Source organism: Centipeda felix, from assembly GCF_900186465.1.
In the GTDB taxonomy this organism is placed as follows: Bacteria; Bacillota; Negativicutes; order Selenomonadales; family Selenomonadaceae; genus Centipeda; species Centipeda felix.
Genome location: NZ_LT891959.1, coordinates 13,313 through 33,654, shown reverse-complemented (window position 1 = coordinate 33,654; position 20,342 = coordinate 13,313). Strand labels below are relative to the sequence as shown.

At 54.2% G+C, this 20,342-nt stretch carries 15 protein-coding genes; 1 reads left to right on the top strand and 14 read right to left on the bottom strand.

Features of this window, described 5'->3' with window-relative positions; all coding sequences use genetic code 11:
- Positions 1 to 8: 8 nt before the first annotated feature.
- The gene (gene smc, locus C1713_RS07570) at positions 9 to 3,569 is read right to left on the bottom strand and encodes a chromosome segregation protein SMC (RefSeq protein ID WP_102493529.1); all 3,561 of its coding nucleotides are present in this window, start codon (positions 3,567 to 3,569) and stop codon (positions 9 to 11) included.
- A 144-nt stretch (positions 3,570 to 3,713) separates the two neighbouring features.
- Between smc and fba the strand changes: the two genes are divergently transcribed.
- Positions 3,714 to 4,712, top strand: coding sequence for a class II fructose-1,6-bisphosphate aldolase (gene fba, locus C1713_RS07565; protein WP_061946858.1), 999 nt, complete (start codon positions 3,714 to 3,716; stop codon positions 4,710 to 4,712).
- A 97-nt stretch (positions 4,713 to 4,809) separates the two neighbouring features.
- On the opposite strand, the gene C1713_RS07560 is transcribed toward fba, so the two are convergent.
- From C1713_RS07560 to C1713_RS07495, 13 genes are all read right to left on the bottom strand, one after another.
- Positions 4,810 to 5,523, bottom strand: coding sequence for an HAD family hydrolase (locus tag C1713_RS07560; protein WP_102493528.1), 714 nt, complete (start codon positions 5,521 to 5,523; stop codon positions 4,810 to 4,812).
- Between the two features lie 134 nt (positions 5,524 to 5,657).
- Positions 5,658 to 6,605 carry a transketolase family protein gene (locus C1713_RS07555; protein ID WP_170950802.1) on the bottom strand — a complete coding sequence of 316 codons (948 nt, stop codon included), beginning with the start codon at positions 6,603 to 6,605 and terminating at the stop codon, positions 5,658 to 5,660.
- Positions 6,602 to 7,453 carry a transketolase gene (locus C1713_RS07550; protein WP_050343973.1) on the bottom strand — a complete coding sequence of 284 codons (852 nt, stop codon included), beginning with the start codon at positions 7,451 to 7,453 and terminating at the stop codon, positions 6,602 to 6,604. The genes C1713_RS07555 and C1713_RS07550 overlap by 4 nt, the downstream gene beginning before the upstream one ends.
- A 233-nt stretch (positions 7,454 to 7,686) precedes the next feature.
- On the bottom strand, positions 7,687 to 9,390 hold the full coding sequence (locus tag C1713_RS07545; RefSeq protein ID WP_102493526.1) for a ribonuclease J: 1,704 nt from the start codon (positions 9,388 to 9,390) through the stop codon (positions 7,687 to 7,689).
- Between the two features lie 297 nt (positions 9,391 to 9,687).
- The gene (argH, locus tag C1713_RS07540) at positions 9,688 to 11,115 is read right to left on the bottom strand and encodes an argininosuccinate lyase (protein ID WP_102493525.1); all 1,428 of its coding nucleotides are present in this window, start codon (positions 11,113 to 11,115) and stop codon (positions 9,688 to 9,690) included.
- Entirely contained in the window at positions 11,115 to 12,326 is a 1,212-nt protein-coding gene (locus C1713_RS07535) for an argininosuccinate synthase (RefSeq protein ID WP_009442201.1), read from the bottom strand. The genes argH and C1713_RS07535 overlap by 1 nt, the downstream gene beginning before the upstream one ends.
- A 14-nt stretch (positions 12,327 to 12,340) precedes the next feature.
- Entirely contained in the window at positions 12,341 to 13,276 is a 936-nt protein-coding gene (gene argF / locus C1713_RS07530) for an ornithine carbamoyltransferase (RefSeq protein WP_061946865.1), read from the bottom strand.
- Positions 13,277 to 13,337: 61 nt separating this feature from the next.
- Complete coding sequence (locus C1713_RS07525) at positions 13,338 to 14,543, bottom strand: acetylornithine transaminase (RefSeq protein WP_102493524.1); 1,206 nt, start codon at positions 14,541 to 14,543, stop codon at positions 13,338 to 13,340.
- Positions 14,544 to 14,552: 9 nt separating this feature from the next.
- The gene (gene argB / locus C1713_RS07520) at positions 14,553 to 15,437 is read right to left on the bottom strand and encodes an acetylglutamate kinase (RefSeq protein WP_102493523.1); all 885 of its coding nucleotides are present in this window, start codon (positions 15,435 to 15,437) and stop codon (positions 14,553 to 14,555) included.
- Positions 15,438 to 15,447: 10 nt separating this feature from the next.
- Positions 15,448 to 16,659 carry a bifunctional glutamate N-acetyltransferase/amino-acid acetyltransferase ArgJ gene (gene argJ / locus C1713_RS07515; protein ID WP_039980800.1) on the bottom strand — a complete coding sequence of 404 codons (1,212 nt, stop codon included), beginning with the start codon at positions 16,657 to 16,659 and terminating at the stop codon, positions 15,448 to 15,450.
- Positions 16,660 to 16,680: 21 nt separating this feature from the next.
- Positions 16,681 to 17,715, bottom strand: a complete 1,035-nt coding sequence (gene argC, locus C1713_RS07510; protein WP_102493522.1) for an N-acetyl-gamma-glutamyl-phosphate reductase — start codon at positions 17,713 to 17,715, stop codon at positions 16,681 to 16,683.
- Positions 17,716 to 18,002: 287 nt separating this feature from the next.
- On the bottom strand, positions 18,003 to 18,953 hold the full coding sequence (gene thrB, locus C1713_RS07500; RefSeq protein WP_102493521.1) for a homoserine kinase: 951 nt from the start codon (positions 18,951 to 18,953) through the stop codon (positions 18,003 to 18,005).
- On the bottom strand, positions 18,950 to 20,251 hold the full coding sequence (locus C1713_RS07495; RefSeq protein WP_009442208.1) for a homoserine dehydrogenase: 1,302 nt from the start codon (positions 20,249 to 20,251) through the stop codon (positions 18,950 to 18,952). The genes thrB and C1713_RS07495 overlap by 4 nt, the downstream gene beginning before the upstream one ends.
- Positions 20,252 to 20,342: the final 91 nt, after the last annotated feature.

Below are 20,342 nucleotides of genomic sequence, written 5' to 3'. Positions count from 1 at the left end.
AGCACTGATTAGGCGCTCTGCTCTGCCTCATAATCCTTCAGGCGGATTGACAGCACCTTGGAGACGCCGGCATCCTCCACGGTAACGCCGTACATCGTATCCGCTGCCCGCATGGTTCCCTTTCGATGCGTGACCACAATAAACTGCGTGTGTTTTGCAAACTCCTGCAGGAAGTCACCGAAGCGCAACACATTTGCCTCATCCAGCGGCGCATCGATCTCGTCGAGAATAGAAAATGGAGACGGCCGATAGCGAAGAAAGGAAAACAACAAGGCGATCACCGTGAGTGCACGCTCACCACCAGATAGAGCAGACAGATTCTGCCGTTTCTTATCCGGCAGAGTAACGAGAATCTCAACACCGCTGTTCAGAATATCTTCCTTGTCCGTCAGCCGCAATTCTGCGATTCCTCCGCCAAAGAGCCGCACAAATATCTTGTTGAAATACTCCTGAATCTGACGGAACGCTTCGCGGAATGTCCGGGTCATATCCTGGTCTATCTTTTGAATGATCTGCTCGATATCCTGTTTGGCCGACTTCAGATCCTCTACTTGACGTTCTTCTTCCTCGTATCGCGCTTTCTTTTCTTCGTACTCCTCTATGGCATTCGGATTGACTGTGCCAAGCGATTGGATGGCGGATTCGAGTTCGTGCAGATAGGCGCTGACTACCTGCGGCTCTGCATGCTTTGCCTGGACAGATGCTGATTCGGGCGTGAGGCCAAAGTCGCTCAGTAAACGCTCACGACAGTCCTCCATGCGCAGCTGAATCCGTTCCACGAGCTTATCGCACTCATGCCGTTTGGAGCGGATCTCTTCCAAATTTAAGAGACATTTCTTCAGTGCCTCATCCAAAATGCGCACGTCTGCTTCGTGGGCAAGACGTGCATCCCGGAGATCACTGCTGTTTTTCCTGCTCTCACGAAGGAGTTTCTCCTGTGCAGATATCTCCTCTGAGAGCGATGCGATCCGCGCTGTCCCCTCTGTCAGTTCCTCAGACAGCTGTTTCTCTTGGGCAGTAATATCACTTTGTGTCTTACGGGCATCCTGCTCTTCCAATACGCGGGACTTACGATGCATTTCCTCCGTATCAATGGAGGTTCGAAGTGAGGCAAGCTCCACTTCGAGTGCATGGATGGCGTCCGCTGTCTTTTTTAATGCAGCACCGTACTCCCTGCCAGCCTGATTCAGCTTCTCCTGTTCATGGATAAAGCGAGACTCATGTGCCTCACACTGCGCAATATGACGCTCCAACTGCACACGTTTCTTGGCGAGCTGTGCGGAGTATATGGCACGTTCCTGCTCAGCATGCTCCATCTTTTGAACGGCCTCTGCATGATCCAGTGCGCGCGCCTGCAGCAGTTCACGATTTCCATTGTTTTTTAATAGTTCACCCGACAGTTGCTCGATTCGCTTCGTACAACGCTGAACGTCACGATCTTTTATTTGCCACGCATTCTGATGCGCTTCTCGTGCAGCACGATATTCGCCGCATAGTTTGCTTTTCGCTGCAAGATTCGCCTCAGTTGTCTCGATCTCCGCATGGCGATTGAGCAGCATTGTCTGCTGTTTCCTTCGCCCTCCACCCGAAAGTGACCCGCCGGGATTCAGCAACTCTCCGGTAAGTGTGACGATGCGAAGACGATATCCTTCCTTCTTCGCTGTCACAAGAGCATCGTCAAGGGTTTCCATCACCAGTGTCTGTCCAAGGAGATGATCCACGACCCTCTGGAATCGTCCATCCGCCTGAACAAGTGTATTCGCCCAGCCGATAATGCCTTTATGCTGCTTGGTATCTATATCCCGTGGAGGGCGCACCGTAATCGTCGTCAGTGGGAGAAAGGTGACGCGTCCGCCATGATTCCGTTTCAGATAGCCGATCGCTTCCTTTGCCGTCTGTGCATCTTCGGTGACAATATTGCGCACACTCCCACCGAGCGCTGCCTCCATTGCCGCAAGGAAGCGCTGCGGAATACGTATGAGATCGGCGACGGTTCCCGCCACGTGGCTTCGCCACGGCTCCTGGGCACGGAGGACGATCTGTACGTCCTTGCCAAATCCCTCATAGCTCTCCTGCATACGCCGAAGAAACTCCAGACTCTGCTGTGCACGGAGCATCTCGCCCTCAGTCTGTCTGATCTGCCGTTCATCATTCTCCTGTGCGCGGCGAAGTTCTTCCATCTCTTGTTGGATGCGGCTGCATTTTTCTTTCACCCCGCACAATTCTTCTTCGATACGGCGGGCCGCATCCTCTGCTGCTGTAATTTCAGACTGTGTCTCTATCAAAAGTGACCTTCTTCGGGCAAGCTCCTCCTGTGCCGATGCCGCATGGTCGCTGTCTTGATGCGCCCCCGATACGGCAGCAAGTTTTTCACGCAGGCGTGCCAACACACGCTGCACGGCGTGCCGTGCATGCGCATTACGCTCCTGTTCCTTTTCCTCTGTATGCACGAGAGCCTGCACGCGTTCAAGTTCAGCACATGCCTCATGCAGCGCATGTTCTTTTCCGGTACATTCCTCTCTTTTCCGTACGAGGAGAGCATCAATCTGAGCAATTTCCTGTAGTGTCGTCTGAATCTTAACTTCGGCAGACTGGCGTTGTTGCTCAATATATGCTTTTCGTTTCTCTCCTTCATCCCGGCGCCCTTCCAGGAGAGCAGCTTCTCTGGTTAAATGATCCAGCTTAGATTGAAGCTCTGTACTCTTTTGCTCCTGTTCTCCCATACGGAGATCAATGGCAGCCATTTTCTCTTCGAGTGCAGTCTTCTGATCTTCTTTTTCTTTCCTCTCCTGCATCGCACGTATCTCTGCCTCTTCGTGCACATGCAGATCTCGATCAGCGGATTCTTGCTCTTTTTGCAGGCTTTCGTGCTGGTGGACAAGGGCAGTCAGCTGGTAGCTCCGTCGCTCTGAATCCAGTCCACGGAACTGTTTGGTCTTTTCCGCCTGTTGGGACAACGGCTGAAGCTCTGTGGCCTGCGCGTGCATAATGTCACTCAAGCGCACGAGGTCAGCATCATTGTCACGCAGCTTGCGGAGTGCCTCCTGTTTGCGCGTGCGGTATTTTGTGATCCCCGCAGTTTCCTCGAAAAAAACGCGCCGATCTTCCGGACGGCTGTCAAGGATATCGTTCAGGCGATTCTGTCCGATGATGCTCATACCATCGTGTCCAATCCCTGTGTCGGCAAACAACTGATATATATCCTTGATACGACAGCGGGAGTCATTCAGGTATATTTCACTGTCCCCATTGCGATACAGTCGGCGCTTGACCACAACCTCCTCGTAGTCAATGGGCAGCGTCTTATCCGTATTGTCAAATACAAGAATTACCTCTGCCACACTCAACGCACGCCGTGCAGAAGAGCCGGCAAAGATGATGTCCTCGGCACGCAGCCCACGCAGCATACGGATATTCTGTTCCCCCAGAACCCAGCGCACTGCGTCGGTAATATTGCTTTTTCCACTGCCATTCGGACCCACAACCGCTGTGATTCCCTGATCAAACTGGACGACAATTCGCTCGGCGAATGACTTGAATCCATAAGCCTCCAAGCGCTTTAACTGCACGCGATGCACCCGCCTTTACCGATTAGTGTTCCCATTATAGCAGAACCGATGGGAAATTTCAAAAAGCGGTATCTTCACTCAATAATCTATGCTATAATTAAGACATTCGATGAATCATTGTTAATCTGTTTAGGGGGTAATCACATGCCACTCGTCGGAACAAAAGAAATGTTTAAGAAAGCCTACGACGGCGGATATGCCATCGGCGCTTTCAACGTCAACAACATGGAGATTGTCCAGGGGATTACGGATGCCGCCGGAGAGTTAAAGTCTCCGCTGATTCTGCAGGTCTCCGCAGGTGCACGCAAGTATGCCCGTCATGAGTACCTTGTTCATCTCGTCAAGGCAGCACTCGAAATCAACGATATTCCCATTGCGCTTCACCTCGATCACGGCGCAGATTTTGACATCTGCAAGGCGTGCATCGATGGCGGTTTCACCTCCGTCATGATCGACGGCTCGCATCTCCCCTACACAGAAAACGTGGCACTTGCTAAGCGCGTTGCCGAGTATGCACATGCGCACGGCGTTGTTGTCGAGGCGGAGCTTGGTCAGCTGGCAGGGATCGAAGACGATGTCAACGTCTCGGCAGAAAATGCGTCCTACACGAAGCCGGAGGAAGTCCAGGACTTCGTCGAGAAGACGGGCGTTGACTCCCTCGCCATCGCGATCGGCACCTCGCACGGCGCATTTAAGTTCACGCCGGATCAGTGCACGCGCAATGCGGATGGCGTTCTTGTCCCGCCGCCGCTCCGTTTCGACATCCTTGCGGATATCGAGACGCGCATCCCCGGGTTCCCCATCGTGCTCCATGGTGCATCCTCTGTTATTCCGAAGTACGTCAAGATCATCAACGAGAACGGTGGCCACATGCCGGATGCGGTCGGCATTCCCGAGGATCAGCTCCGCCGTGCCGCAAAGTCGGCTGTCTGCAAGATCAACATCGATTCTGATCTGCGTCTTGCGATGACGGCAGGCATCCGCGAGCACTTCAAGAAGGAGCCGTCGCACTTCGACCCGCGTCAGTACCTGTCCGATGGTCGTAACTACATCAAGGAGCTCGTTGCTCACAAGATCAAGGAAGTCCTCGGCTCGGATGGAAAGGCACCCGAAGTTCAGGCTCTCATCGACCAGAATAAGTAATTCTGCGACTTAAGCAGTACAAAATAGCTCATCCATAAGGATGAGCTATTTTTATGTTATTTCAGGTTTCAGGAATCACTGATAAATGCTGTTCAAATCATCCGCGCACGGCTTTCACAACGACCGAAAGCAATTTATCCTCGGACGAAACCTCGGTGAATGACAGACCCGCAGCATCCGTCGGCACGGCACGATCACGACGATTGTACCAAACAGCACTCCAGCCTGCCTCTATCGCACCTTTCACATCCATCTCAAACGCATCACCGACATAGAGAAGCCCTGCTTTATCCAGATCCATACGTTCCTCCATCAGTTGGAAAATGCGGGGGTCTGGTTTACGAAACTTGTGGTCACCTGATACGATCATCGTCTCTTCCGGTATCCATTTTGAGAGACCGAGGGAGGCTATCTTTTTTCTCTGGTGTGCAGATTCGCCATTGGTAATCACACCGAGTTTGGCGCGCGGACGAAGCTCGTTGAACATACGGATCATCATCGGCGAGAGCCGAATCTGATACTGGAGCCCCATATAGACGCGCTGAAAGGCCAACGCCTGCGCATCCGTCGTCTGAACGTCAGCTTCTTCTAGCGTTTTTTGGATGCGATAAATATAGAATTGCTCCATACTGATTTTCCCTGTTTGTGACTCCTCAAACCGCTCATCGCTATGGCGGCGAAAGGATAGAAAGAGAGATGGCAAGTCGAACTCACTGCGCTCTCCATAGAGCCTTCGTAATGCAGCATAGAATGGCTGAGCCATATCATACAGCGTGTCATCAACGTCAAACACTACGCCCTGTGTTCTCATAACATCCTCATTTCATATAACTCTTATGACTCTTATTCCTATTATAAGGGAAAAAGGAATATCGCGCAATCTAGGAAAGCACGGATAAAACAAAAGATGTTCTCCAATGAAAGAGAACATCTTCTGCATGGATATTATTTTTCCGCCAGCGTGCGTGCCGCCTCGGCAATATGGTCTGCAGTCAGACCAAACTCCTTCAGGAGCTCGGCCGCAGGGCCAGAGTGTCCGAACGCATCATTGACACCGACACGGCGGACAGGAACGGGGCATCCTTCCGCAAGCGTAGCGCAGACCGCTTCGCCAAGTCCGCCGATGATGTTATGTTCCTCTACCGTGACAATCTTCCCGCATTCACGCGCTGCACGGAGAACGATCTCTGTATCGAGCGGCTTGATCGTCGCCATGTTGATCACACGTGTGCTGATGCCCTCGGCCGCAAGACGTTTTCCTGCCTCGATCGCCTCCGGCACGAGAATCCCCGTGGCAATGACCGCGATATCCGTGCCATCCTGCAGCACCTCTCCCTTGCCAACAACAAAAGGAAAATCCTCTGCATGGTAGACCGGCGTTGCTGCACGGCCAAAGCGGATGTAGACAGGACCATCCATCTCGTAGGCAGCATGCAGCATTTTGCGCGCCTCCACATCATCCGAAGGGCACATGACCGTCATGCCGGGGATCGTACGCATGAGAGCAAAATCCTCACAGCACTGATGCGATGCACCGTCTTCGCCAACGGAGATACCGCCGTGCGTGGCACAGATCTTAACGTTCAGATGAGGGTATCCGATTGTATTGCGCACCTGCTCATAGGCACGCCCCGCCGCAAACATGGCAAATGTCGAGACAAACGGCACGAGTCCCATGGTCGACAGACCTGCGCCGACATCTACCAGGTTGCACTCCGCAATACCGCAGTTAAAGTGACGATCGGGGAATGCCTTCTTAAAGATTGCCGTCTTGGTTGCACCGGCAAGATCCGCATCCAGCACGACGACGTTATCGTGTTCTTTTCCTAGCTCCACCAATCCGTTGCCGTAGCTCTCACGGGTTGCGATTTTCTTTACCTCTGCCATGCTCATGCCTCCTCGATGCTCTTTCGAACCGCAGCCAAGTCCTCCAGCCCCCGAGCAAGTTCGGCATCATTGGGCGCTTTGCCATGCCAGCCCGCCTGATTCTCCATAAAGGAGACATCCTTGCCCTTGACCGTCTTCATCAGAATCACCGTTGGTTTCTTGCGGCCCTGATTCTCATGGAAGGTGTGGAAAGCCGATGCAAGAGCAGTGAAATCATGTCCATCAATCCACTGAACGGCACAGCCGAACGCCTCGAATTTCTTATCTACGGGGGCGCTATTCATGACATCTGCTGTTTTTCCGTCGATCTGAAGTCCGTTGACATCCACAGCGATGCAGAGATTGTCGAGCCCATAGTGCGCGGCGAACATCGTCGCCTCCCAGATCTGTCCTTCGGCAAGCTCGCCGTCGCCGAGCAGCGTGTAGACGTTGATATCCTTGCCAAGATACTTCGCGCCCTTGGCCATGCCCGCAGCCGTCGAAAGTCCCTGACCAAGAGAGCCTGTAGACATATCGATGCCGGGCGTGAGGTTCATATTCGGATGTCCCTGCAGGCGCGAGCCGATATGACGGAGGGTCAGCAGTTCCTCCACGGGGAAAAATCCACAGTTCGCCAGTGTCGCATAGAGCCCCGGTGCAACGTGTCCCTTGGAAAGAACGAAGCGGTCGCGGTTTGGATCATGCGGATTTTTCGGATCGACACGAATTTCCTTCTTGTAGAGATAGGTGAAATAATCCGCTGACGAAAGTGATCCACCCGGATGTCCACTTTTCGCCGCATGCGTGCCGCGCAGAATCCCCTCGCGCACCTTTACCGCAAAGAGCCGCAGCTCTTTCTGTTCAGCCGCCGTCATAAAACTCCTCCTCATCCACATCAAAAAGACGATAAACCACGATTATTCTATCTCATTTTGTGAACAACTGCAAGCTGCCAATACAGCAATATCATCAAAATATTAGCGAATGAAATCTCTATTACACACGATACCAATCACAGCTCAGACATGAGGGGGTGTTGAAAGAAATACGCAAATGGGGCCGTTATACGAAGTTCGCTTCTTCGCATAACAACCCCATATAATAGATATTAAACATCCATAATGATCGGGAGGATCATCGGACGGCGGCGCGTCTTATCAAAGAGATAACGGCTGAGCGCATCGCGTACATTCGACTTGATCGCCGACCACTCACGCACATTCTCGTCCTCACAGCGGTCAAGCGCCTGCTGAACACGAGCTCGTGCCTCATCCATCAGGGCTTCCGACTCGCGTACGTAGACAAAGCCACGCGAGACGATGTCAGGCCCCGAAACAACACGATTGCTCTGACGGTTCATTGCCACAACAACGATGAGGATGCCATCCTGTGAGAGCTGACGGCGATCCCGCAGAACAATGTTGCCGACATCGCCGACGCCAAGGCCATCGACCATAACCATGCCAGACTGCACGCGCCCGACAACCTGGCCTTTCTCCTTCGTAAACTCGAGCACCTGCCCGTTCTCACTGATGAAGATATTTTCCTTCGGCATTCCGAGCTCGCGGGCAAGACCTGCATGCTGAACGAGATGATGATACTCACCGTGTACGGGCATGAAGAACTTCGGTCGTACGAGGTTGTGCATCAGCTTCAGTTCCTCACGGCTGCCATGCCCTGAGACATGGATCCCTTTATCGCGCCCATAGATGACGTTTGCACCGAGCTTCATCAGATTATCCACCGTCTTGGAGACCAGCTTCTCATTCCCCGGGATCGGCGTTGCCGAGATAATGACTGTATCGCCCGGTACAATCGTGATTTTACGATGATCGGATGCAGCCATGCGTGAGAGTGCAGACATCGGCTCACCCTGACTGCCCGTTGTCACGATGACGATCTGTTCCGGACGGTAGTTATTGACCTCATCGATACCGATGATCGTCCCCTCAGGAGCAGTCAGATAGCCAAGCTCAAGTGAGATACCGACGACGTTTTCCATACTGCGTCCGAGAACGGCAACGCGCCGCTTGTACTTGACCGCCGTATCAATGACCTGCTGAATGCGGTGCACATTCGAGGAAAATGTGGCGACAATAATGCGCCCACGCACATTGTGGAACGCCTTATCAAACGCGGCTCCCACCGTACGTTCACTTGCCGTATGTCCCTCGCGCTCGGCGTTCGTACTGTCGGCGAGCAGAAGGAGCACACCCTTATTGCCAAGATCGGAGAAACGGCGGAAATCCGTCATCTGCCCATCTACCGGCGTATAGTCGAGTTTGAAGTCGCCCGTATGGACGATCATTCCTACAGGGGTCTTGATCGAAAGTCCGACCGCATCGGGAATGGAGTGGTTCACGCGGATAAATCCGACGCTGAAACAGCCAATATTGATGATGTCCCCCGCCATGACGGAGTGCAGATTGGTCGAGTCTACCCCATTCTCCTTCAGGCGTCCCTCCAGTATGCCGAGCGTCAGACGTGTACCATACACGGGGCACGGAATCTGCTTCATCACATACGGGAGAGCACCGATATGATCCTCATGTCCGTGCGTCAGCACGATTGCTTTGACCATATCACGGTTCTCGATGAGATAGGTAATATCCGGGATAACAAGATCAATCCCCAGCATATCTTCCTCCGGGAACATCAGCCCAGAGTCTACCACGAGGATTTCATCATCCACGCGGATGGCCGTCATATTCTTTCCGATCTCACCCAATCCGCCCAACGGGATAACCTGTACCTTTTGTCCGCCTTTTCCATGGTTGCCATTACGATTGAACGACAAAAAACACACCTCCATAAATCCTTCGGGAAAAATCCCCTTCCTATATTTTTCTCAGTCTTTCGATCATGAAATCAGAATTCATCCGCACGAAAACACAGCGACCACACGTCCTATACGCCTGTCGCTATACGGAAAAGAGCCATTTTCGATGTCATTGCCGTGAAAATACGTCCGCACAGCAAATACGAAAATCGCAAAAAAATAATCCGATCCAGTCACTTGGTGCTATTGTACCATCTGTACAGTGACAATGCAAATAAAATTTAAGGACTTGCTGATAAAAAAACAATCAGCAAGTCCTTCTCATTGAAATTACGACAATATATTCTGTTTTTCCGTCAGTACGGAGACGATGCGCTTCTCCTCCGTCATGAGGTTTTTCGCAGCCTCAAGCTGCATTTCTGCCTGCTCGTACGATGTACCGCCGTAAGAGTTGCGGCAGGAAACGCAAGTCTCAGGAGAAATGGCATCATAGATATCCTCCGCAAAGAGCGGTGAGAGCTGCTGATAGTCCGCGATCGGCAGATCCGCGAGATAGATCCCGCGTGCGATGCACTGTGCTACTGCCTGCCCCGCGACGGCGTGTGCCTTACGGAACGGCAATCCCTTGCGCACAAGGTAGTCCGCGAGATCCGTGGCATTCGAGTAGTCCGCTTCGACCGCATGACGCATGACGTCCTCACGCAGTTTCATGCCCCGTATCAACTGTGCATATACCGCAAGGCTGAATTTCACCGTGTCGATGGTGTCAAACAGCCCCTCCTTATCCTCCTGCAAGTCCTTGTTATAGGCAAGAGGAAGCCCCTTGACCGCCATGAGTATCGCCATGAGATGTCCGACAACGCGGCCGGTCTTTCCACGCACAAGCTCGGAGACATCAGGATTTTTCTTCTGCGGCATCATCGACGATCCCGTACAGTGCGCGTCGTCCAACTCGACAAACGAGAACTCTCGTGAGCACCAGAGGATGATCTCCTCTGAGAGGCGCGAGAGATGCACCATGAGAATTGATGCGGCAGAGAGGAACTCGATGATATAGTCACGGTCGCTGACAGCATCCAGACTATTTGTGTAGATGCGTTCGAAGTGCAGCCGCTGTGCCACGAACTGTCGATCGATCGGCAGTGTCGTCCCCGCAAGTGCTCCGGCACCGAGCGGCATGATATCCGTACGCGCATAGACGCCCTGAAACCGCTCAAAGTCGCGTGCGAGCATTCCAAAATACGCCATGAGATGGTGGGAAAAGAGGATGGGCTGCGCACGCTGGAGATGCGTATAGCCTGGCATAATCACATCCCGATACTGTGCGGCGGACTCCGTGAGGGCCTGCTGCAGCGCGCGAATATGTGCCATCACGTCCACGACAGCATGGCGTACAAAGAGATGCGTATCGAGTGCCACCTGATCGTTGCGGCTGCGTGCCGTGTGCAGGCGGCTGCCCGCATCGCCGATTGCGTCCGTGAGACGCTTTTCGATATTCATGTGAATATCTTCAAGTGCTACACTGAAATCAAAATCTCCGTGCTCGATCTGAGCAAGGATGTCCTTCAGCCCCTTCTCGATTGCCGCGTGATCCTCCTCTGAGAGAATGCCGACCTTGGCGAGCATGGCAGCATGGGCAAGAGATCCCGCAATATCCTCGCGGTACATACGGCGGTCAAATCCGATGGATGCCTGAAACTCATTGATCATCTCATCGGTCGTCTTGGAGAAGCGGCCGCCCCAGAGCTTTTCGCTCATTATTTCTGCCCCTCCTGCATGAGTGCACGCACCTTGAGCGGCAGGCCGAAGAGGTTGATAAAGCCCGTTGCATCCGCCTGATCGTAAACGTCATCATGTTCGAAGGTAACGAACTCCTGACTATAGAGGGAGTATGGAGACTTCGCACCGGCAGAGATGATGTTGCCCTTGTAGAGCTTCAGGCGTACCTCACCCGTCACGGTCTCCTGCGTGCTGTCCACGAAGGCGGCGAGTGCCTCGCGCAGCTGACAGAACCACATGCCGTCATAGACCAGCTCGCCATAACGGATGGCAAGTCCCTCCTTGTAGTGGAAGGTAGAGCGGTCGAGGCAGAGGTATTCCAGCTCACGATGCGCATAGTAGAGAATCGATCCGCCCGGGTTCTCATAGACACCGCGCGACTTCATGCCGACGAGGCGGTTCTCGCAGATATCGACAATGCCGACACCATTGCGTGCACCGACCTCATTGAGTTTCGTCAGCAATTCGACTGCCCCCATCTTCTCACCGTTGACAGCGACGGGGATCCCTTTCTCAAAGGAAATGGAGACATACTCCGGCGCATCCGGTGCATCCTCAGGCGCACAGGAGATGAGGAACATGGAGTTCTTCGGTTCGTTCGCAGGATCCTCGAGGTCTGAGCCCTCATGCGAGAGATGCCAGATGTTGCGGTCCATGCTGTACGTCTTATTCTCCGTCGCGACAGGGATTCCGTGTTTCTTCGCATAGGCGATCTCTGCCGTACGCGAGTCAAGATCCCATTCACGCCACGGTGCGATGATCTGGAGATTGGGAGCAAGTGCCTTGACCGTCAGCTCAAAGCGCACCTGATCGTTGCCCTTGCCTGTCGCGCCGTGAGCAATGGCATCCGCCCCCTCACGCTTCGCGATGTCAACGAGTGCCTTGGCAATCACAGGGCGGGCAAAGGAGGTACCGAGCAGATACTTGCCCTCGTAGACCGCACCAGCCTTCAGTGTCGGCCAGACATACTCCTCAAGGAACTCCTTCGTAAGATCGACGATGAACACCTTCGATGCACCAGAGGCGAGTGCTTTGTCGTGAACGACACTCAGCTCATCGCCCTGTCCGACATCGGCACAGGCAGCGATAACCTCACAGCCATCATAGTGCTCTTTCAGCCAAGGAATGATCACCGACGTATCAAGACCGCCGGAATAGGCAAGAACGACTTTTTTGATCTGTTTAGCCATAATAAAACAACTCCTTAATTTCCCATGGTGAGTGCCATGATTGCCTTCTGAACATGGAGACGGTTCTCCGCCTCGTCAAAGATCACATCGGCAAATTCTTCAAAGACATCCTCCGCGATCTCCTCTCCTCGGTAGGCGGGCAGACAGTGCATAACGATGCAGCGCGCATCGCCCGACTCGGCAACGAGCTCCCAATTCACCTGATAGGGCCGGAATACCGCTGTGCGTGCGTCGTGCTCCGCCTCCTGGCCCATGCTCGCCCACGTGTCCGTGACGATGACATCTGCGCCCACAACCGCTTCCATCGGATTGTGCGTGATCGTAACAGTCGCACCCGTCGCTGCAGCATCAGCCTTGGCGTTTGCCACAACTTCGGCATTCGGCTCATATCCCTCGGGGGTCGCTGCCGCGAAGTTCATGCCGACCTTTGCCGCCGCATACATAAGCGAGTGCGTCATATTATTTCCGTCGCCAACGTATGCCATCTTCAGCCCCGTGAGATTCTTGCCCTTATACTCACGGATCGTGAGGAGATCGGTAAGCGCCTGGCACGGATGCAGGAGGTCACTGAGCGCGTTGATCACGGGAACATCCGCCCACTCCGCAAGTTCCTCGATACGGTCATGTCCATACGTACGGATCATAATTCCGTCAAGGTAGCGTGAGAGCACGCGCGCCGTATCCTTGATCGGCTCACCGCGCCCGAGCTGCAGATCACGGCTGCTGAGGAACAGTGCCTGGCCGCCAAGCTGATACATCCCCACCTCGAAGGACACGCGTGTCCGCGTTGAGGACTTCTCAAAGATCATGCCGAGCGACTTGCCCTCCAGAAGGCGGTGCGGTATCCCCGCCTTCTGCTTTTCCTTGAGCTCTTGCGCGAGGGAGAGAATCTCCTCGACCTCATCTCGACTGAGTTCATGAATGGACAATAAGTCCTTCCCTTTCAGCATATAACCCCTCCCATTTCTGTATTATATCGTATTACAGCATCGCCGTAAAGAAAACAGCACATCACGCATAGTGCGAGATCACATCATCAAGAACACTGACGACCTCGTCGATCTGCGGCTCGGTGATGATGAGCGGCGGCAGGAAACGCAGCACCTTCCCCACCGTACAATTGATGATGATTCCCTTTTCAAGACACACATTCACAATATCACGTCCATGTGCATCCGATGCGAGTTCCGCGCCAAGTATCAGCCCCGTGCCGCGCACGTCGACGATGAAAGCCGGATACTTCTTCTGCAGCTCTACGAGCTTCTGCTTGAAGTACGCGCCGAGTACCGCGACACGTGCCAAGAACTCCTTTTTCGGGACTGTATCGAGGACAACGTTCGCCGCCGCACAGGCAAGGGGGTTGCCGCCAAATGTCGTGCCGTGATCCCCTGCATGGAACGCAGCTGCGACTTCATTCGTGACAGCAAAGGCACCGATCGGCACGCCGCCAGCAAGACCTTTTGCAAGCGTCACAATATCGGGCTTTATGCCGTATTTCTCATAGGCGAAGAACATCCCCGCGCGCCCGATGCCCGCCTGAATCTCATCGAGGATGAGGAGCGCACCATGCTGGTCGCAGAGGGCACGAACTTTTTTCAAATAGTTGTCCTCCGGCGGATAGACGCCACCCTCCCCCTGAATCGTCTCGAGCATGACCGCTGCCGTCTTATCGCTGATCTTCGTCTTGAGATCTGCAATATCATTGTAGCGGATATAGTCAAAGCCTGCCGGTAGTGGCCCAAGACCCTCGTGATACTTCGGCTGCCCCGTCGCGGTCAGTGTCGCAAGCGTACGACCATGAAAACTGTCCCACGCCGTGAGAATCTGCGATTTCCCGGGATGGATTTGGCAGGCGTACTTACGTGCAATCTTTATTGCCCCCTCATTTGCCTCTGCTCCCGAGTTGCAGAAGAATACTTTGCCGAGCCCGCTGAGTGCCGTGAGTTTTGCCGCTGCGTCCGCCTGCGGCTTCGTGTAGTAAAGGTTCGAGGCATGGATGATCTTTGCCGCCTGCGATGCAATTGCCTCGACAAGCGGCGGATAATGATGCCCGAGAACATTGACAGCGATGCCGCCGAGAAAGTCAAGATACTTTCTGCCCGCAACATCCCAAACATAAACGCCCTCACCATGATCGAGCACGATTTTATAGCGATTGAATACGGGGAGATAGTCTTTCTCATCGATTTCAAAAATTTTCTTCTCTGCTTCGCTCATATATACTCCCTATCGTACAACCTGTGTACCAACACCAGTCGACGTAAAAATCTCAAGGATAATGGCGTGCGGCAGACGTCCATCGATAATGTGCGTCTTTGCCGCGCCGCGCTCCAGTGCCGTCAGACACGCCTCTACCTTGGGAATCATCCCGCCCGAGATGATGCCGTCGCGGATGTAGTCGCGCGCCTCCTGCAGATGGATGGTCGAGAGAAACGAACTCTTGTCGTTAAAATCTTTATAGATGCCCTCGATGTCCGTCAGGAGAAGCAGCTTCTCCGCCGCAAGGGCCCCTGCGATCTCCGCCGCAACGTAGTCGGCGTTGATGTTGTAGCTCTCGCCGTCCATCCCTACGCCGATTGGCGCAATAACCGGCACATAGCCGTGATCCAGCAGATCTTCAATTACAGAGACATCGATTGTTTCCACTGCGCCCACGAAGCCAATGTCCACCTCATGCACCGTATCGTTCTTGTATACGGTCGCCATCTTCTTGCGCGCACGGATCAGCCCTGCATCCTTTCCCGAGAGGCCGACGGCACGAACGCCGCGCTGGTTCAGGAGATTGACAATCTCCGAGTTGATCTTGCCGTCGAGCACCATCTCGGCGATCTCAACGGTCTCCTCATCCGTCACGCGGAGCCCGGCGACGAAAGAGGACTCCTTTCCGACCTTTTCCAAAAAGCCCGTGATCTCCGGTCCCCCGCCATGGATGATGACAGGACGGATGCCGACATACTTCATCAGTGCCACGTCGCGCATGACGTTTTCCTTCAGCACATCGCTCACCATCGCGTTGCCGCCGTACTTTATGACGACCGTCGTGCCCGAGAACTCCTGGATGTACGGGAGGGCATCAACCAAGATCTCTGCCTTGTCCTTATCGCTATACATAGCCCTCACCTCAGGTATGATACTCGCCATTGATCTTGACGTACTCATAGGAGAAATCACAGGTCCAGACAGTTGCTTCCTGTGCGCCCATCCCCATGTCGATGTCAATCACAATATCATGTTCGCCCATGACCTTCTTGAGCGCTGCCTCATCGTAGTCTGCACCGACACCGTGCGCGTAGACGGGGATGCCGCCGAACTTCACAACGGTTGTCTCGGGATTCATCGGAACACCTGCATAGCCGACCGCACAGATCACGCGACCCCAGTTCGGATCCTCACCGAAGAACGCCGTCTTGACGAGCGGACTCTTTGCCACGCTCATCGCAATTGTCTTGGCATCGGCAAAGCTCTTCGTCCCCGCCACATGAACCGTCAGGAACTTCGTTGCACCTTCACCGTCGGAGGCGATGCGCTGTGAAAGACCTTTGCAGATCTCTGCGAGCGTTGCCTTGAATGTCTCGTAGTCCGCCCCCTCTGCCGTGATCTTCGCATTTCCTGCCGCACCGTTGGCGAGCACAACGGCCATATCGTTCGTGCTCATATCGCCATCAATCGAAATCATGTTGAACGAAATTTCAACGACCTCGGAGAGTGCCTTTTGGAGAAGCTTGCCGTCAATCGCTGCATCTGTCGTGATGAAGGCGAGCATCGTCGCCATATTCGGCTGAATCATCCCCGAGCCCTTTGCGATTGCACCAAACCGTACCTGCTTGCCGCCGAGTGTCACCTCCGTGGCACACGACTTGGAGTAGGTATCCGTCGTGATAATGGCGTTGCCCGCACTGGCACTGCCGTCCGTCGAAAGTGCGGCAACTGCGGCTTTCAGTCCCGCCTCCATCTTGTCCATCGGAAGATTTATGCCAATCACACCCGTTGAGGCGACGAGAACGTCCTCCGGCGTGCAGCCGAGTGCTGCCGCCGTGATCTCCTGCATCGCGCGCGCATCCTTTTCCCCTTGTGCACCGGTGCAGGCATTCGCACAGCCTGCATTTGCTGCAATCGCATGCGCTGCCCCCGTAGCAACGACCTTCTTCGAGGCGAATACCGGTGCAGCGGCAACGGCATTCTGCGTAAATACACCTGCAACAGCCGCCTCCCGCTCTGTATAGATCACAGCAACATCGAGATTGCCGCTCTTCTTGATGCCCGCCTTTACCCCCGCTGCCTTAAATCCCTGCGGGAATGTAACCCCGGCTTTTGCATTCTGCTCGCTGAACATATCAATATCCTCCATTCCCGTTTATGGATACATCGGCACAAGGTCGAGTCCTGTGCGCTCATCCAAATCAAGCGCGATGTTCATGTTCTGAATCGCCTGCCCTGCCGCTCCCTTGACGAGATTGTCAATCGCGGAAAAAACAATAACACGATGCGTACGCGGATCAATATGCCATGCGATATCGCAGTAATTTGTTCCGCGCACATACTTCGTCGATGGATACGCGCCACGCCCAAGCAGACGGATGAAAAACTCATCTGCATACTGAGCCGCAAACGCCGCGTCGACATCCTCTTCCGTTACGCCATCCGCAAGGCGTGCATAGCACGTGGCAAGGATACCGCGTACTATCGGGGCAAGATGTGGCGTAAAGTTAATCGTAACCGGCTCACCTGCCTGCTCGGAGAGCGCTTGCTCGATTTCTGGGGTGTGTCGATGACTGACTGCGCCATACGCCGTGAAGCTGTCATAGAACTCCGGGAAATGCGTGCTCTCCTTCGGTGTACGCCCTGCGCCGGAGGCACCGGAAACCGCATCGACGAGAATTGAATCCATCTGTACGAGATGCTCCTGCACGAGCGGGGTCAGTGCGAGAATGCCTGCCGTCGTATAGCAGCCTGCATTGCCGATGAGATGCGCCCCACGGATTGCATCGCGGTACAGCTCGGCAAGTCCATAGACCCGCTCTGCCTCCGGATCCGTGTGCGGGACATGATACCATGCCTCATAGACCGATGTGTCGGCAAAGCGATAATCTGCCCCGAGATCAATGATACGCACCGGCAGATCAGCAATCGCCTTGACCAATTTCATTGCATGTCCATGCGGAAGTGCGATAAAGAGAACATCGCTGTCCTCTGCCATACGGTGGATATCCTCCATCGAGTCCAGTATATTGTCATAAATATGCGTTAAATGTGGATAAAGTTTCGATATTCGCTCGCCCGTATGGCGCTCCGATGTCAGATGTACAATCTCGGCATGCGGGTGGCCATGAAGAAGTCGGATGAGTTCTTCCCCTGCATAGCCAGATGCACCGATGATACTGACCTTCATGACTGTTCCCCCATCTCCCTAAAAAGATGTTTATGATTATACATCCTTTATGCATATTCTTGCAAGTATTTTTTTAAATATTATGCCCCCACTTCCTCTATTGCATGGAGTGGGGGCATATACTACGGGAATCACTGATAAATTCGGCACAATCATCTTGACGCATCTCTTTTGCCCGCACTTCGGCGGAAAATCCTCCACAGAGCACCACTCTGCGTCCGGTTTTCCACCTCGTTCGGACGAAAAAATCTACGCCAATCCGGCAGACCTCATTTTATCAGTGATTCCTATGATTTTACATTCGCATTCCTGCGATGGAGGACACGCGCTCCCTTCGTATCGAGACGAAGCTGCAGGGGACGTGCTTCGATCTCGTGCGAACGGAATGCCTCGCGCATCGCATGGGCAACATCCTCGGTGCAGTTCCGTTTCTCCGGAACAAAGGCGATGAGACAGGGACCCGCTCCGCTGAGCGCCGCGCCGCATGCCCCCGCCTTATTTGCAGCGGCAAAGACATCGAACATCCCCGGGATGAGCGGCGCACGGTAGTTTTGATGCAGTGCATCCGCAAAGGCGTTGCACAGATGCTTCTCAGATCCGCGCGACAGAGCCGCCACAAGCATGGCCGCATGGCTGATGTTAAAGACAGCATCCTTCATCGGCACCTCGGCAGGGAGCACCTCACGCGCCGACTTCGTCGAGAGGTAAAAGTCCGGCACCATGACGACGAACCGCAGAAAAATACGCGGCAGGAAGGAAAAGCATTCCACCGTTCCATCCGTCACGGTATTTACCGTAAAGCCGCCATAGATCGCTGGTGCCACATTGTCCGGGTGCCCCTCAATGTCCGTCGCAAACTGCAGCAGCGCATGACGGTCAAACGGACTGCCAATGAGCGCATTTGCTGCTGTCAGTCCTGCGACAATCGCTGTCGCACTGCTGCCAAGCCCACGCGAGAGCGGAATACGGTTGCTCATGCGGATCTGTGCACCGCGAAATTCCTCCGCACGCCCCGCTTTATCCAAGAGATAGCGGATGGACTTCCAGACGATATTGCGCTCGTCGCCCGGAATGTAGGCGGCGCCCTCACCGCGTGCCACGATCAAAAGCCCCGGCTCACGCGTAAGCGTCAGGGTCATTTCGTTATACAGCGTGCAGGCAAGGCCGAGCGCATCAAAGCCGGGGCCGAGATTCGCGCTCGTCGCAGGGACACGTACGCGTACACTGCGCTCTGTCATAGTGTATCCTCCTGCCCGTCCGCCACACGGATCAGGCTGCGCACCTCGCGTACGACAGGAAGTGCCTGCAGTGATGCAGCAGCGGCAGAGGCAGCCGCATGTGTCACAACGTGTGTCACAGCAACGATCTCCGCATCTCCGCTCACCGTCGACCTTGCCTGAATGACCGACCGCAGACTGACCCCCGCGCGTCCAAATGTCGTGGCGATCTCACCGAGTACGCCCGGCTCATCGGCGACGACAAGGCGCAGATAATAAGAGGAGCGCGTCTTCTCCACAGGGCAGAGTTTTTTCTTCGCACCAATCCGATACTTCATGCGCCCCGTCGTCCCTGCAACGATATCGCGCGCAACCTCAATGACATCCGCGACCACAGCAGATGCCGTAGGAAGCGAGCCTGCACCGCGGCCGTAGAACATCGCCTCACCGATCACATTGCCGCGCACAAAGACCGCATTGAATACGCCGTTGATTGAGGCGAGCGGATGCGTCTTTGGGAGGAACACGGGATGCACACGCACATCGATTCCCTCCTCCGTATTGCGTCCCACTGCGAGGAGTTTGATGACGTAGCCAAGGTTCAGCCCGTACTCAATGTCATCTTCCGTAATATGTGAGATTCCCTCGACGGAGACATCCTCGAACTCGACGATGGTATCAAAGGCAAGTGACGCCAGAATCGCCGCCTTACGCGCGGCATCCAAGCCGTCTACATCCGCCGACGGATTTGCCTCAGCATAGCCCTTTTCCTGTGCACGTCGCAGTACAGCATCGTAGCTGATATGCTTCTCCGTCATCTTCGTCAGCATATAGTTCGTCGTTCCGTTGATGACGCCCATGACCTCGGAGATTTCGTTCGCCGTCAGACATTCCTTCAACGGCTTGATGATCGGGATGCCGCCGCCGACACTGCCCTCATAGAGGAAATCGACGTGATGCTTATCCGCTATACCATAGAGCTCCCGCAAATGTTCGGCAATGACATCCTTGTTGGCGGTGACGACATGTTTGCCCGCACGCATGGCACGCAGCATGTAGTCCTTTGCCGGCATGAGCCCGCCCATCACCTCGACGACAATCGAGATCTCCGGGTCGTTCAGGATCTCCTCAAAGTTGTCCGTGAGGGCAATTCCCTCTGCCTCCGGACGATATTTCTTCGCATCGCGGACGAGAATCTTCTTGATCTCGATGCGTGCGCCACAGCGTCCTGCAATCGTCTCCCCGTTCATAGACAGGGTGCGGATAACGCCGGAGCCGACTGTCCCCGCACCCAAAAGAGCTATCTTGACTGTATTCACAGAATCCCATCCTCCCTGACCACTGCTGCTGATGCACTATCTCAGTCCAAGTATATCATACCATACACACCCAGTATCACAAACGATAGCG